This is a genomic window from Viridibacillus soli (assembly GCF_016612995.1).
Taxonomy (GTDB): domain Bacteria; phylum Bacillota; class Bacilli; order Bacillales_A; family Planococcaceae; genus Viridibacillus; species Viridibacillus soli.
On the sequence record NZ_JAEOAH010000006.1, the window covers coordinates 55,809 to 68,848 of the forward strand.

Below are 13,040 nucleotides of genomic sequence, written 5' to 3' on the forward strand. Positions count from 1 at the left end.
CTGTAATTTTCAGTTTGGAAAAGTCCGCATTGCTCAATTTTTAGCGGGCTCGTCTCCGACAATTTTCACTTCTAATTCTAAATCAATACCGAATTTTTCTTTTACAGTTGCTTGCACCATTTTAATTGTGTCGATGTAATCAGTAGCTGTTGCGCCACCCTTATTTACGATGAAGCCAGCGTGTTTTGTAGAAACTTCTGCACCTCCGACACCTTTACCTTGTAGTTCACTATCTTGAATTAGTTTACCGGCAAAGTAACCTGGAGGGCGTTTGAAAACACTTCCTGCTGAAGGATATTCAAGTGGTTGTTTCGATTCACGCATAAATGTTAGTTCAGCGATTTTCGCATCGATTTCTTCTTGGTTCCCTTTTTGCAATTCAAATTCAGATGATAATACGTAGTAGCCATTTTTAGCGATAATACTTCTACGGTAGCCCAGCTCAAGCTGTTCTTTATTTAAGACAAGCTTCTCACCTGTTAGTGTAAGTACCGTTGAATGTACGATTACGTCGTTAATTTCGCCACCATATGCTCCTGCATTCATCGCCATTGCACCGCCAATTGAACCCGGGATACCACATGAGAATTCTAGACCTGTTAGTGTTTCTGCTGCTGCTTCTTTCGAAACGTCTTTGATCAATGCGCCTGCTTGTGCATATACAGTTGTGCCGTCGATGCGAATTGTATCAAGCATTGCAAAGTTAAGGACGATTCCTCGAACGCCACCATCGCGTACAACCATATTCGAACCATTTCCTAATAATAAAATCGGAATATCATTGCTAGATGCGTATTTCACGATTGCTGCTGCTTCGTCTTCAGTCGAAGGCATGACAAAAACGTCGGCGCTACCGCCAAGCTTTGTCATTGTATATTGTTCTAATGGTTCATCTATTTTTACGTTTGCTGGATTTACTATAGTAGATAATTTTGTAGCCCATTGTTGTTTCATTATTGAAAGACCTTTCCTTTCTAAACTTCTATTCCTACATAGTATGAATAGACAATGGCATTTTTACAAGTGATTTTCACTTAAAGCCATTTTTTAGACCAATTTTCAATCTCATCAATCGCAGCTTTTAAATCTTGGCCTTTTTCCGTCAATGTATATTCTACTCGAACAGGTACTTCAGTATACACATGGCGTTCAACAAGACCTTCTTTTTCAAGCTCTTTTAAACGTTCTGATAAAAGTCGGCCACTGATTGGCAATGCCGATTCAATTTCATTAAAACGCTGTGGCCCGTCTAATAATTGATATAAAATCAAGCCCATCCAGCGTTTACCTATCAAATCCATTGATTTTGCTAAACGAGGACATAATCCTGTTTCCTTCATTTCCATTCACCTCTATATATGCTATTGTAGCGAGGTTTTTCAAAAAAGTAAACTTTCGGTAACTAATTTACTTGACGTAACTTATTTATTTTTATATAGTTAGTTACGAAAAGTAAGTATTGAATAATAAACTGGAAGGAGGAGCTACTTTGACTTTCAAATTAGATCCCAAAATGACATTAGGCTATGTACAATTACGTGTACAATCTCTCGAAAATCAAAAAGCGTTTTATAAACTGTTAGGCTTTACTATTATTCAAGAATCCGCAACAGAAATTATTTTTGGTTCAGGTAGTACTACCCCAGTTCTTATATTAACTGCGGAGGAGGATGTTGTTCCGAGACCATCACGTACAACAGGTCTTTTTCACTTTGCTATTTTAGTACCAAGCCGTGAAGATTTGGCTCATGTTATCGGGAATTTATTAGAAATTGGTGCCCCTATTTCAGGAGCTGGCGACCATCTTTACTCCGAAGCATTCTATTTAAGTGATTCAGAAGGCAATGGCATCGAAATTTACCGTGATTTACCAAGAAATGAATGGCAAGTTGAGCTAGATGGCCAAGTGAATACTGCAACTGAACCAATTGATTTTCAAGGCATTATGGCTTTGTACAATCCAGAACGTGCGTGGATAGGTTTTCCTACAGGTACAATATTAGGCCATATACATTTAAATGTTACTAACTTAGACGATGCAATAAGCCATTTCTATTTAGAAGCTGTTGGCTTAGATTTAATGACCAACTTTATGGATTCAGCTTTCTTTATGTCCGCTGGTGGCTACCATCACCATATTGCTGCGAATATTTGGCAAGGTGTCGGCGCACCGCTCCCACCGAAAATTGCGACAGGCTTAATGAGCTTCTCACTCATTCTTTCTTCAACAGATGAACTAAACAAACTGAAGCAAAATTTACTTGCTCAAAATGTTTCATTCTCTGAAGTTGAAGGGGATTTATTTGTAAAAGATTTGAATAATAACGACATGATTTTCTATACACAAGCATAAATTTAATTTGTAATATAACGGATATATTATCTTTAATTCAAAACTCTTTATTTCGAGATAATATTGTATTATGCTAAATATACTAAATAACAACACTTTTTAGGAGGAATTTATAATGACAAAATATAACGTTGACCAAGCACACTCTAATTTAGGTTTCCAAGTAAAACATATGATGATTTCAAAAGTAAAAGGGAACTTTGGTTCTTTCACTGCTGATATCGATGCTAACCCAGAAGATTTAACTGGTGCATCAATCAAATTTGAAATTGAAGTATTAAGCATTAATTCAAACAACGAAGATCGCGATAACCATTTGAAATCAGCTGACTTCTTTGATGTTGAACAGTTCCCTAAAATAACTTTCGAAGCGACTAAAATTATATCAATTGATGGCGGCGAATATGAAATCACTGGTGACTTCACTATTAAAGACGTAACTAAATCTGTCACTTTTGAAGCTGAATACGGTGGTAAAGGTACTAACCCATGGGGTCAAGAAGTTGTTGCTTTCGAAGCTGAAGCTAAAATCAACCGTAAAGAATTCGGTTTAACTTGGAACACCGCACTTGAAACTGGTGGCGTACTAGTTGGCGAAGATATCAAAATTAAAATCGAACTTGAAGCTAATCCTGCTTAAGTCAGTATAAAACTTATAAATTAATTGCTATTAGCCTAGCCATCCTAACCAGTCACACTTCTGTGACTGGTTTTTTGTTATATAATCACTCAAAACAAATCTAGAAACATTTCTATTGGTACAACCCTATGATATTCCTAATCAGATTCCCTTAATGTTGCTCATCCAACTTTTAAAATCATTTAAACTGTAAATTTGAAACTATTTTTATCGCATTTTCGTAAATGGTAATATATATAACATAGGGGTGCTTTTCGTGGAAACTGTAGTATATGAAGGAAATTCATTTTTTTCTACAGGTGGCTTTTTTGGTGGGGCTGGATTCGGCGGTATATTTATTTCAATTATTTTTATTATAGTTTTTTTGGGTATCATTTTTACAATTGTCAAAAGTATTTCTCAGTGGTCTAAAAATAATGCTTCTCCTATTTTAACGGTGCCTGCAGAGGTTGTTACAAAACGTACTAAGACGTCTGGTGGCTCTGGAGATTCTGCAGCTAGCACTCGGTATTATACGACCTTTGAGGTACAGAGCGGTAACCTAATTGAGTTGCCAGTGAGCGGTCGAGAATTCGGTATACTTGTAGAAGGTGATATCGGCACCTTAACCTACCAAGGTACACGCTATAAAGGTTTTAAAAGAGGTTATTGAAAAAGAGGAAAGCCCGGTTGTAATGGGCCTTCCTCTTTTATTTATGAATAGCCATACTAAAATTAGGCATTCATTATTATTTTAAAATTATGCGTGAACAGCTGTTAATGATTTTGCCGCTGCCTTAACGCGTTCCATACCTTCAGCGATAATTGCTTCTGCTTTGTCTGGCATTGCGTTATGACCTTCTATTACTACTTCTTCAACTGACATACCGAATACGCCGCCGAATACAGTACGCATATAATTCACAGCCATTTCCATTGGCGCTGTTTCTGGAGTCGAATAAATACCACCACGAGCACTTAATAGAATCGCTTTTTTCCCTGGCATTAAGTTAATCATATTACCTTCTGCATCATATTTGAAAGCAAATCCTGCTTGGTATACATAATCAACGAAAGTTTGTAATTTAGCTGGAATTGTTAAGTTCCATAATGGGAATGCGAATACTACTATATCAGCAGCAGTTAAAGCGTCCATTGCTTTTTGTTTTGCAGCAAGAAGGCGACCTTCTAAATCTGTAAGTTCTTCACCATTTTGTACTTTACCGAATGCATTGAATAAATCTTGACCGAAGTATGGTAGATCTTCTGCGAATACATCAAATGTAGTAATATTTAAATCTTGTGCACCTTTTACTTCCTCCATGAATACTTCATACATTTTACTAGAAACGCCTTCAGTAGAAGGACGGTTATTTGCTTTAACGACTAATAAGTTTGTCAATTTAATCTCTCACTCTCTTAATTATAATCCTAATATTAAATATCTCAAATTCGAGATAATATTATCTTATAAAAAAACAGATACACTGTCAATGCATCTGCTCTCAGACTTTTGACTGAAGATTAAAGCTCACACTTGCCATCTTGGCAAATGCCTGTATCTTCAGTTCCAACCATTTTAAGTGCAGGTTGAATCTCCTCTTCAGCTGCCACTTTACGAATTGTCTCTTCGAATAATTCTTGTGGTTGAGCGCCTGAAATCGCATATTTACGATTTAGAACAAAAAATGGGACGCCTCTTACACCTATTTGTGAAGCCTCTTGAATATCTGCTAATACTTCTACTGCATAGTCTTCTGAGTTTAATACATCTAACACTTTTTCACGATCTAAACCAACTTCTACCGCAAGCTCTACTAATACTTCAGTTAAGCCAATTTCTTTTGCCTCAACGAAATAAGCATGTAGTAAACGCTCGCTCATTTCAGCAGCTTTGCCTTCTGCTTCAGCGTATTTTGCTAAGCGATGTGATTTAAACGTATTTGCTGTTTTCATATGATCGAAATCATAATCTAAACCTACTTCTTTCGCACGGCCAGCAATGCCAATTGTTTGTGCTTTAGCTTCTTCAATTGTAGAGCCATATTTTTTTCCCAGCATTTCATAAACCGATTCTTTAGAAGTAACTGGAGCACTTGGGTCTAACTGATAGCTTTTGAACACCACTTCTGTTTGTTCACCGAATCCTGTATCTTGTAAAGCTTTCTCTAGTTGTCTTTTACCAATATAACAAAATGGACAGACATAATCTGACCAAACTTCAATTTTCATCATTGCTCACCTCTAGCAGATATTTTAAATGGGAACGTATGAAACAGCAATTTATCTGCTTATACATATTTCCTTAAAAAATCCACATACTAAGAAAAATGGACTTGGAGGTACTTCATGACATCGTCAATTTGGCTAGACAACCAAACACCTTTTTCAAGACCTTCACTCGAAGAATCGATCAAAACAGATATCTGTATAATCGGCGGTGGCATCTCTGGCATATTAACAGCTTACTTCCTCTCAAAAGTAGGTAAAGAGGTTACGTTATTAGAAGGTAATACAATATTATCAGGTGCTACCGGCCATTCTACAGGGAAGGTAACAGCACAGCAAGGCCTATTATATAGTCAACTTATTGCTAAATTTGGTGTCGAAGCTGCTCAGCAATATTATGAGCTTAACCAGCATGCTGTGGAGCTATCATTTGATTTGGCAAATTCCGATTGTGTACAACATACTGATTCATTTTTATATACTCAAAAAGCTGAAGGAATAGCAGCTTTAGAAGATGAATGGCAAGCTTATAAGACACTTGGCATTCTAGGAGAGCTTAACGCTCACTGTGAGATTCCGTACGATGTTACTGGCTCCTTGAAAATGCCGAAGCAAGCACAAATTCATCCAGTACGTTTCGGGCAAACAATCGCTGAAAAGGCATTGCAAGCAGGTGCCAAATTATATGAAAATTCCCGTGTGAAGAAGGTCAATATATTAAAACCATGTGTGGAACTCGAAAATGGTCATACTGTTTGCTATAACGAGCTTATTTTATGCTCACATTATCCACTTGAAGCTATTATCGGTATGCAAATTTTAAAACTTGAAGTAACTCGTTCTTACTTAGTTGCCTTTGAAGCAAGTGAACTTTATAAAGGGCAATATTTATCAGTCGACAAACCTGGACGTTCTCTTCGAACAACTTTAATTGATGACAAACCTTTTATATTACTAGCTGGTGACAGCCACCCTGCAGGTACTATTTCCAATACATCCATGTATTATGAAGCTTTACAACTAGAGGCACAGGAGAAATTTGCAGCACCACAGTGCAACTATCACTGGTCAGCACAGGATCCCGAAACGGTGGATTTGATTCCGTATGTCGGGCAAATTAGTGCGCGTCTGCCGAATATTTGGATGGCATCCGGCTTTCGAAAATGGGGGTTAGCCAATTCAATTGTCGCATCACAACTGCTGTGTGATGGGATTGTTGGTAAACCAAATGCTGGGCTCTCTCTGTATTCTCCTAAGCATACGAAATTTGGTGATGCCGTTATGCAGGCTTTGAAACTTGGCGGAAAAGTAACAAAAGATTTCGTGGGTGGTCATGTCGCGCGTCGTGCTATGCCTCGTTGTACTCATCTAGGCTGTAAAACAAGATGGAATGAAGCGGATGAAACATGGGATTGTCCTTGCCATGGATCACGTTTTTCAAAGGATGGTGCAGTACTTGAGGGGCCTGCTGTTTATCCATTAGATTTAAGCGGACTATGAATACTAATATGTATAAAAAACGGCCTGATCATATGCGATCAGGCCGTCTCCTCTTATATGAGGATTATTTTAATGCACCCGTTAATGCTGGGACAATTTGTTTTTTACGCGAAACTACGCCTTTTAATAGCGCACGGTTATTATCCGCTGCAACGTTGAATGCTGCATACGCTTTTTCAGCTTGTGCACCAATTGCAATAGCAACAGAATCATTGTTTAGAATATCAGTTACTACGAAGAAGAAAAGATCTAAACCTTTTTCTGCAACAGCGTTGTTTAATAAGACTTCCAGTTCAGCTTGGCGGTTTAAAACGTCAGTTACATCAACAGCATTTACTTGAGCGATGACAACTTTATGCTCACCCATGCTGAATTCTTTGGCATCAAGGGAAAGTAAATCTTCTAATGACTTGTCGCTTAAATCAGCACCTGCTTTTAACATTGCAAGACCATACTCAGCAGCATCAACATTTGCAATTTCAGCTAATTCATTAGCCGCTTTGACGTCTTGCTCTGTGCATGTTGGTGATTTGAATAATAGTGTATCAGAGATGATTGCAGATAGCATAAGGCCTGCATAGTTAGCCGGAATTTCAATTTCATTTTCTTTGAAGATTTTATTTAGAATAGTTGCTGTACAACCAACTGGTTCAGCACGGTAGTACAATGGATCAGCTGTTTCAAAGTTAGCGACTCGGTGGTGATCTATTACTTCAGTTACTTGAACTTCAGCGATATCATCAGCACTTTGTTGACGCTCGTTATGGTCAACTAAAATTACATGAGAAGTTTCTCCTGCAACTTTATCCACTAAGCGTGGTGCTTCAAAACCGAATTTTTCTAAAGCAAATGCTGTTTCATTGTTTAGCTCGCCAAGACGAACAGCTTCAGCGTCAACGCCTAGTTGTTTTTTTAAATATGCATATACTAACGCAGATGTGATTGTATCAGTATCTGGGTTTTTGTGTCCGAATACAAGTACTTTACTCATATAAATTTTGCCTCCTAGATTTCCCTAATTTCCGACTACATTTTATCATATATAGCACTGAAAAAGTATGATATGCACCTTATCGTTAATTAGTCAGTTCTCATCAAATTACTTTTCTAAAACATCAGGTGTGTTTTTCGGGAAACATTGGGTTATTATTTACCGTTAAAATGGTTTTTTTATGTTTAATATTAACGTATGTTACTACATTTTTTAGTTGATTGTAGCGGAGGGTGCTCGACTCCTGCGGAAAATGCAAGCGAACCGAGACCTTGCACGGAGCGTAGCGTAGGAAGCGGCTCGGTCCTTGCCAGCGGGCGAGCATCCCGTAGCGGAAATTAACCCACTTTAATAGTAAAGGTTAACATTGGTTAATCAACACGCCTGCTAAAACATATTATTATCCTTACATTTCATTATATCAAGATAATTATATTTTTTTAAAATTAACATTATACTATTATCACGGAAGTGAATAGGCTTATTTATCTAACAAATTTGATAAATACAACAAAAATCATGTAAATTACGGTAATACTATGTTACTATTTTTTATATAGTAAATGTACGCAATAAAGAGGGGTATTAATGGAAAAAAAGATTGAAAAAAAATACATACCGCTAGCTGAATATTTCAGCTCGGCAACAGATGAAAAAATTAAACTTTCTTTCACAGAAATCGAAACAATTATGGGACAGCCATTACCAAATGCCTCCTATTTAAATAAGAGCTGGTGGAAAAAAACAAAACCCCCTCTAAAACATTATTTAGCTTGGGTTGAGCAAGGTTATTATGTATCCGCTATTCAACCTGGTTTTTACGTAACATTTGAAAAACCATCTAAAAGCACTAATATTGTAATCGATTGCCCTGAAAATACAAAGTACGCATACGTCATTCGCCCAATTGAAACTGACGATGCACGCAATTTAGTTGAGTTATTTTCTAAAATAGATGCCGAAACCAATTATATGCTTTACGGTGAAGATGAACGTGGGCAATCCATACAAAGCTTACGCAAGAAAATCACTAGCTGGAAAAAAGACAACTCTAGCTCGATTTTAGTAGCCGTTGTAAATGGGCAAATTGGTGGTATGATTGCCATTTCAGGAAACAAAGCGCAACGTGCCAAACACCGTGCATCCATTTTTCTCGGTGTTATGCAAAAATTCACTAACCAGGGTATCGGTACAGCACTGGTGAAAGATGCCGAAAAGTGGGCAAATTCACATGCTATTAAACGTCTCGAATTAAGTGTATGCAAATCGAATGCAATTGCCCTTAATATGTACAAAAAGTTCGGCTTTACTATTGATGGCGAGCGCCTTCAGTCATTGAAAATCAATGATGTATATGAAGATGAACTTTATATGAGTAAGTTATTGAATGACTGATAATTACAAAATGCTATGCATAATATGCATAGCATTTTTTCTTTAACGATACACTTTCTTACTAACTGTAAACTGCTCCAGCGATTCCATATTCGGCTCATAGCCAACACCATAACCTTCTGGCACCTTAATATAACCGTCTTCAACAATAACTTCAGGTGAAATAATATCTTGATCCCAATAATGATTAGAACCTGCTGTATCTCCAGGTAATACGAAATTTTGAAGTGTCGTTAGTGCTACATTATGCGCTCGACCAATACCGGATTCTAACATACCCCCACACCAGACTTTAATGCCATGCTGCATGCATAAATCATGAATGCGCTTCGCTTCAGTTAAACCACCTACTCGGCCAAATTTAATATTAATGACTCCGCAGCTTCCAAGCTCAATCGCGGTGCGTGCATCTTCATAAGAGCAAATACTTTCATCTAAACAAATTGGTGTTTTCAACTGCTTTTGTAGCTTTGCATGATTGATAATATCATCCGACGCAAGAGGTTGCTCAATCATCATTAAATTGAATTCATCCAACTGCTGCAGCAGTTCAATATCATCCAAACTATAAGCTGAATTGGCATCAGCCATTAAAGGTACTTCTGGAAAACGTGCACGAATTGCTCGGATTACTTCAATATCTTTATCCGGCTTAATCTTCACCTTCATGCGTTTATAACCCGCTGTAACGTGCTCTTCAATAAGCTGTAATAGCTGCTCTGTTGTAGGCTGTATACCAATACTAATTCCTACTTCAATTTTCTCTTTTGTCCCGCCTAAGGCATGTGCAAGTGACTGCTCTGTACGCTTTGCGTATAAATCCCAAACCGCACTTTCAAGTGTCGCCTTTGCCATATTATTTTGGCGGATTACTTTGAAAATAGCGCTAATTTCATCTGGGTGCTGGACGTCTTTGTTCAGTACTAATGGAATAAGGAAATCTTCAAGCATATGCCAACTCGTCTTCACCGTTTCCTCTGTATACCAAGGGACTTCAAAAGCAACCCCTTCTCCCCAACCAGAAAGTCCACTTTCATCCTTTGCCTCTAAAATTAAAAATTGCTTATCTTGCACTGTACCGAAACTTGTTGTAAATGGTGATTTCATACGCATACTTAGTTGTCGAATCGTAACCTCTGTAATTTTCACACTGCCGCCCTTTCCCTACTCCTTCTAGTGTAGTGCTTTTATAAGAACATACGCTAAGAAAGGATTTTCAGCAAGACAGAGCTTCATTTTTTGCATGTGCAAATGCACCTAATACCGTACGTGCTAAAATTTCAACACCGACAATAAGTTGAGCTTCATTAAACGTCATTTTTGGGTGATGCAAACCCGGAGTCAATCCACAACCAAGCCCTAACATCGACGCCTTCACATTTTCTCTTTTAACCGTATAAAAATGAAAATCCTCTCCACCTGGCGTAATAATTGGTGGACGTAAATAGTCTTCACCAACTGATTCAATAATTGCCTGTTCTATTATTTCCTTTGCACCTTCGTTCACTTCAGCAGCGGCAACTCGGATTTGTTCATGTAGATCAATTTTAATGTCATACAGTGACTCAATTGCTCGTACGGTGCGCTCGATGCCATCATGTAATTGTTCCATCCCTTCATTTGTTTGGGCACGTACATCAATTGAGAAAAAAGCCTTCGCTGGGATGATATTGCCCGACTCCCCACCAGCTTGAAACTTCGTCACCTTCACTGAAAATGGAATCATCGTATCAATATGAATCGTTTTTAAAGCTTCGATTAAACTCGCACCAATTTCGATTGCATTTTTACCTAAATGAGGTCTTGCAGCATGTGATTCTTCACCGTTAATTTGGCCATTTATAAGCATTGATGCACCGTGATAAAGTGCCGGACAAAAAGTACCATCACTTAGCTCCTGTACCGGCCGAACATGTACACCAAATAAATAATCCATATCATCTACCAATCCACGATCAACAAATGACAATGCTCCTTGCCCCTTTTCTTCAGCTGGTTGGAACAACACACGAATGGTCCCTATCCCCGTGTTTTTCAAACGCTTCAATAATAATAAAACCCCAATCACCATAGTCATATGTGCATCATGCCCACAAGAATGATGTGCACAAAATTCACCATCAACCTCTTGCCACAATGCATCAATATCCGTACGCAACCCGACAACTGGCCTACCTTCACCAATCTCTACATATAGCCCAGTACTATCTACAAAAGTATGCACCTCATAGCCTTCCTGTTCTAATATCCCTTTAATATATTCGGTTGTCCTCCTCTCTTTCCAACTAACTTCGGGATTTTCATGCAAATACTTGAATATCCTATGCAATTGAGGTTCAAGCATTAATAACTGCTCCTTCATCTCGACGTCCCCTTTCTATTCGTTATCAAAATATATCTTCCTTATTTCTCTGTTTTGAGAAGGAATTCAACTTATACTATTTCTCTCTTATAGGTATATATATGTAACATTTAGTTCGGGTATCGTGAAAAATGTTTAATATTCATCAAAAAACCCGCTTAATAAAAAAGCGGGCCCAATTATTAGAATTACATTAAATGTAGTTTTTTTGCTTCAAAAATAAGCTCTTCTTTGAACTTAGGGTGCGCAATATCGATTAAAGCTTTTGCTCTTGCTGAAACAGATTTTCCTTTTAACTCAGCTACACCGTACTCTGTCACGACTTTATCTACATCATTTTTGGACGTTGTAACTATCGACCCGTTTGTTAATAATACTTTTACACGAGAGATCGTATCGTTTTTCGTCGTCGAATGCATGCATATAAAACCTCGTCCATTTTCTGCAAAGTTCGCTCCACGCGCAAAATCAAATTGCCCACCTGTTGAAGAGTAATATTTACCCGCAACGGTTTCAGAAGCACATTGACCATATAAGTCCACTTCCGTCGTAGCATTGATTGAAACGATATTATCCTCCTGTGCAATTAAGCGAGGGTCATTCGTTACATCAACTGTTTGGAATTCCACGATTGGATTGTTATGAAGGAATTTATATAGCTTGTCCGTTCCTAGCGCAAATGTTCCAACGACTTTTCCCTTATTCGTTTTCTTCCTGGAACCATCTACGACACCTTTCTCTACTAAGCCTACAACTCCATCTGTAATAAGCTCTGTATGAATACCCAGATTTCGATGGTCCTTCAATAAACTAATAACTGCATCTGGAATCGAACCAATCCCTGCTTGCAATGTATCTCCATTATTAATATATTCTGCAACATACTCAGCAATACGCAAATCCTTCTCACCAATAATCGGGTCTGGATTTTTCACAAGGGGTATATGATGCTCAATAAAGCCCTCCACTTGACTAATATGTATTAAGTTTTGACCGAAAGTTCTTGGCATATGTTCATTCACTTCCAGGAAAAAGGGTGCATTACCGATAAAGCAAGCTGCATAATCTGCTTGTGTTCCAAGCGAAAAATACCCGTGCTCATCCATAGGCGAAGCAACCGCCATTACAAGAGATGCTTTCGTATATTGCTTCATAATACGTGGTACTTCATGAAAATAGTTCGGCATCAATTCACAATGTCCATTTTGATAAGCTTTACGTGTAGCGCCGCTCAAAAAGTAAGAGACATGTGATAAATGCTCTTTATACGCGCCTTCAATATACTTACGCGGATGCATCGTCAGCATTTGGTGAATGCGTACAGCTTTTAGTCGCTCCGCATTTTCTTCCAATACATCTAATAACTTCACTGGTTCTCCATTTGAAATCGGCACAATAATATCTGCTCCGTCTTTAATATATGAAAAGACCTCTTCCGGCTTCTTTAACTTAGCCTTGTATTGTCTTTGAAAAATTCCTGTCATGAAAAATCCTCCTTATTTCTACAATAAGCAATAATTTTACTTAAAAATATCATCTTCCCCTTAGAATAACATAATCTTTCTATTCAAATGGGATTTTCCAAACATAA

At 37.8% G+C, this 13,040-nt stretch carries 13 protein-coding genes; 5 read left to right on the forward strand and 8 right to left on the reverse strand.

Annotation, left to right across the window (positions count from 1 at the left end):
- Nucleotides 1-33: 33 nt before the first annotated feature.
- Entirely contained in the window at nucleotides 34-957 is a 924-nt protein-coding gene (gene murB, locus JFL43_RS06770; RefSeq protein WP_100795656.1) for a UDP-N-acetylmuramate dehydrogenase, read from the reverse strand.
- A 77-nt stretch (nucleotides 958-1,034) separates the two neighbouring features.
- Nucleotides 1,035-1,340 carry a winged helix-turn-helix transcriptional regulator gene (locus JFL43_RS06775; protein ID WP_200748402.1) on the reverse strand — a complete coding sequence of 102 codons (306 nt, stop codon included), beginning with the start codon at nucleotides 1,338-1,340 and terminating at the stop codon, nucleotides 1,035-1,037.
- Between the two features lie 149 nt (nucleotides 1,341-1,489).
- Between JFL43_RS06775 and JFL43_RS06780 the strand changes: the two genes are divergently transcribed.
- The 3 genes from JFL43_RS06780 (at nucleotide 1,490) to JFL43_RS06790 (ending at nucleotide 3,645) form a co-directional block, all read left to right on the forward strand.
- Nucleotides 1,490-2,353, forward strand: a complete 864-nt coding sequence (locus JFL43_RS06780; RefSeq protein WP_200748403.1) for a VOC family protein — start codon at nucleotides 1,490-1,492, stop codon at nucleotides 2,351-2,353.
- A 115-nt stretch (nucleotides 2,354-2,468) separates the two neighbouring features.
- Nucleotides 2,469-2,993 carry a YceI family protein gene (locus tag JFL43_RS06785; RefSeq protein WP_200748404.1) on the forward strand — a complete coding sequence of 175 codons (525 nt, stop codon included), beginning with the start codon at nucleotides 2,469-2,471 and terminating at the stop codon, nucleotides 2,991-2,993.
- 256 nt (nucleotides 2,994-3,249) lie between these two features.
- On the forward strand, nucleotides 3,250-3,645 hold the full coding sequence (locus tag JFL43_RS06790; protein ID WP_200748405.1) for a DUF2500 domain-containing protein: 396 nt from the start codon (nucleotides 3,250-3,252) through the stop codon (nucleotides 3,643-3,645).
- An 87-nt stretch (nucleotides 3,646-3,732) separates the two neighbouring features.
- On the opposite strand, the gene JFL43_RS06795 is transcribed toward JFL43_RS06790, so the two are convergent.
- A complete protein-coding gene (locus JFL43_RS06795) occupies nucleotides 3,733-4,374 on the reverse strand; it encodes an FMN-dependent NADH-azoreductase (RefSeq protein ID WP_200748406.1) in 642 nt (213 codons plus the stop codon).
- 122 nt (nucleotides 4,375-4,496) lie between these two features.
- A complete protein-coding gene (locus tag JFL43_RS06800; protein WP_200748551.1) occupies nucleotides 4,497-5,204 on the reverse strand; it encodes a DsbA family oxidoreductase in 708 nt (235 codons plus the stop codon).
- A 117-nt stretch (nucleotides 5,205-5,321) separates the two neighbouring features.
- Between JFL43_RS06800 and JFL43_RS06805 the strand changes: the two genes are divergently transcribed.
- The gene (locus JFL43_RS06805) at nucleotides 5,322-6,701 is read left to right on the forward strand and encodes an FAD-dependent oxidoreductase (RefSeq protein WP_200748407.1); all 1,380 of its coding nucleotides are present in this window, start codon (nucleotides 5,322-5,324) and stop codon (nucleotides 6,699-6,701) included.
- Between the two features lie 64 nt (nucleotides 6,702-6,765).
- Here JFL43_RS06805 and JFL43_RS06810 read toward each other — a convergent pair whose 3' ends face one another.
- On the reverse strand, nucleotides 6,766-7,692 hold the full coding sequence (locus JFL43_RS06810; RefSeq protein WP_200748408.1) for a manganese-dependent inorganic pyrophosphatase: 927 nt from the start codon (nucleotides 7,690-7,692) through the stop codon (nucleotides 6,766-6,768).
- A 588-nt stretch (nucleotides 7,693-8,280) separates the two neighbouring features.
- Between JFL43_RS06810 and JFL43_RS06815 the strand changes: the two genes are divergently transcribed.
- Nucleotides 8,281-9,087 carry a GNAT family N-acetyltransferase gene (locus tag JFL43_RS06815; RefSeq protein ID WP_200748409.1) on the forward strand — a complete coding sequence of 269 codons (807 nt, stop codon included), beginning with the start codon at nucleotides 8,281-8,283 and terminating at the stop codon, nucleotides 9,085-9,087.
- A gap of 42 nt (nucleotides 9,088-9,129) precedes the next feature.
- On the opposite strand, the gene menC is transcribed toward JFL43_RS06815, so the two are convergent.
- From menC to JFL43_RS06830, 3 genes are all read right to left on the reverse strand, one after another.
- Nucleotides 9,130-10,236 carry an o-succinylbenzoate synthase gene (gene menC, locus JFL43_RS06820; protein ID WP_200748410.1) on the reverse strand — a complete coding sequence of 369 codons (1,107 nt, stop codon included), beginning with the start codon at nucleotides 10,234-10,236 and terminating at the stop codon, nucleotides 9,130-9,132.
- Nucleotides 10,237-10,303: 67 nt separating this feature from the next.
- A complete protein-coding gene (locus tag JFL43_RS06825; RefSeq protein ID WP_100795646.1) occupies nucleotides 10,304-11,449 on the reverse strand; it encodes a M20 peptidase aminoacylase family protein in 1,146 nt (381 codons plus the stop codon).
- 188 nt (nucleotides 11,450-11,637) lie between these two features.
- Nucleotides 11,638-12,933, reverse strand: coding sequence for an acetyl-CoA hydrolase/transferase family protein (locus JFL43_RS06830; protein WP_200748411.1), 1,296 nt, complete (start codon nucleotides 12,931-12,933; stop codon nucleotides 11,638-11,640).
- Nucleotides 12,934-13,040 lie beyond the last annotated feature (107 nt).

Coding starts and splice junctions, on each gene's coding strand:
- JFL43_RS06775 (WP_200748402.1), bottom strand. CDS start 1,340: ATGAAGGAAACAGGATTATGTCCTCGTTTAGCAAAATCAATGGATTTG.
- JFL43_RS06785 (WP_200748404.1), top strand. CDS start 2,469: ATGACAAAATATAACGTTGACCAAGCACACTCTAATTTAGGTTTCCAA.
- JFL43_RS06800 (WP_200748551.1), bottom strand. CDS start 5,204: ATGAAAATTGAAGTTTGGTCAGATTATGTCTGTCCATTTTGTTATATT.
- JFL43_RS06805 (WP_200748407.1), top strand. CDS start 5,322: ATGACATCGTCAATTTGGCTAGACAACCAAACACCTTTTTCAAGACCT.
- JFL43_RS06810 (WP_200748408.1), bottom strand. CDS start 7,692: ATGAGTAAAGTACTTGTATTCGGACACAAAAACCCAGATACTGATACA.
- JFL43_RS06815 (WP_200748409.1), top strand. CDS start 8,281: ATGGAAAAAAAGATTGAAAAAAAATACATACCGCTAGCTGAATATTTC.
- JFL43_RS06825 (WP_100795646.1), bottom strand. CDS start 11,449: ATGAAGGAGCAGTTATTAATGCTTGAACCTCAATTGCATAGGATATTC.
- JFL43_RS06830 (WP_200748411.1), bottom strand. CDS start 12,933: ATGACAGGAATTTTTCAAAGACAATACAAGGCTAAGTTAAAGAAGCCG.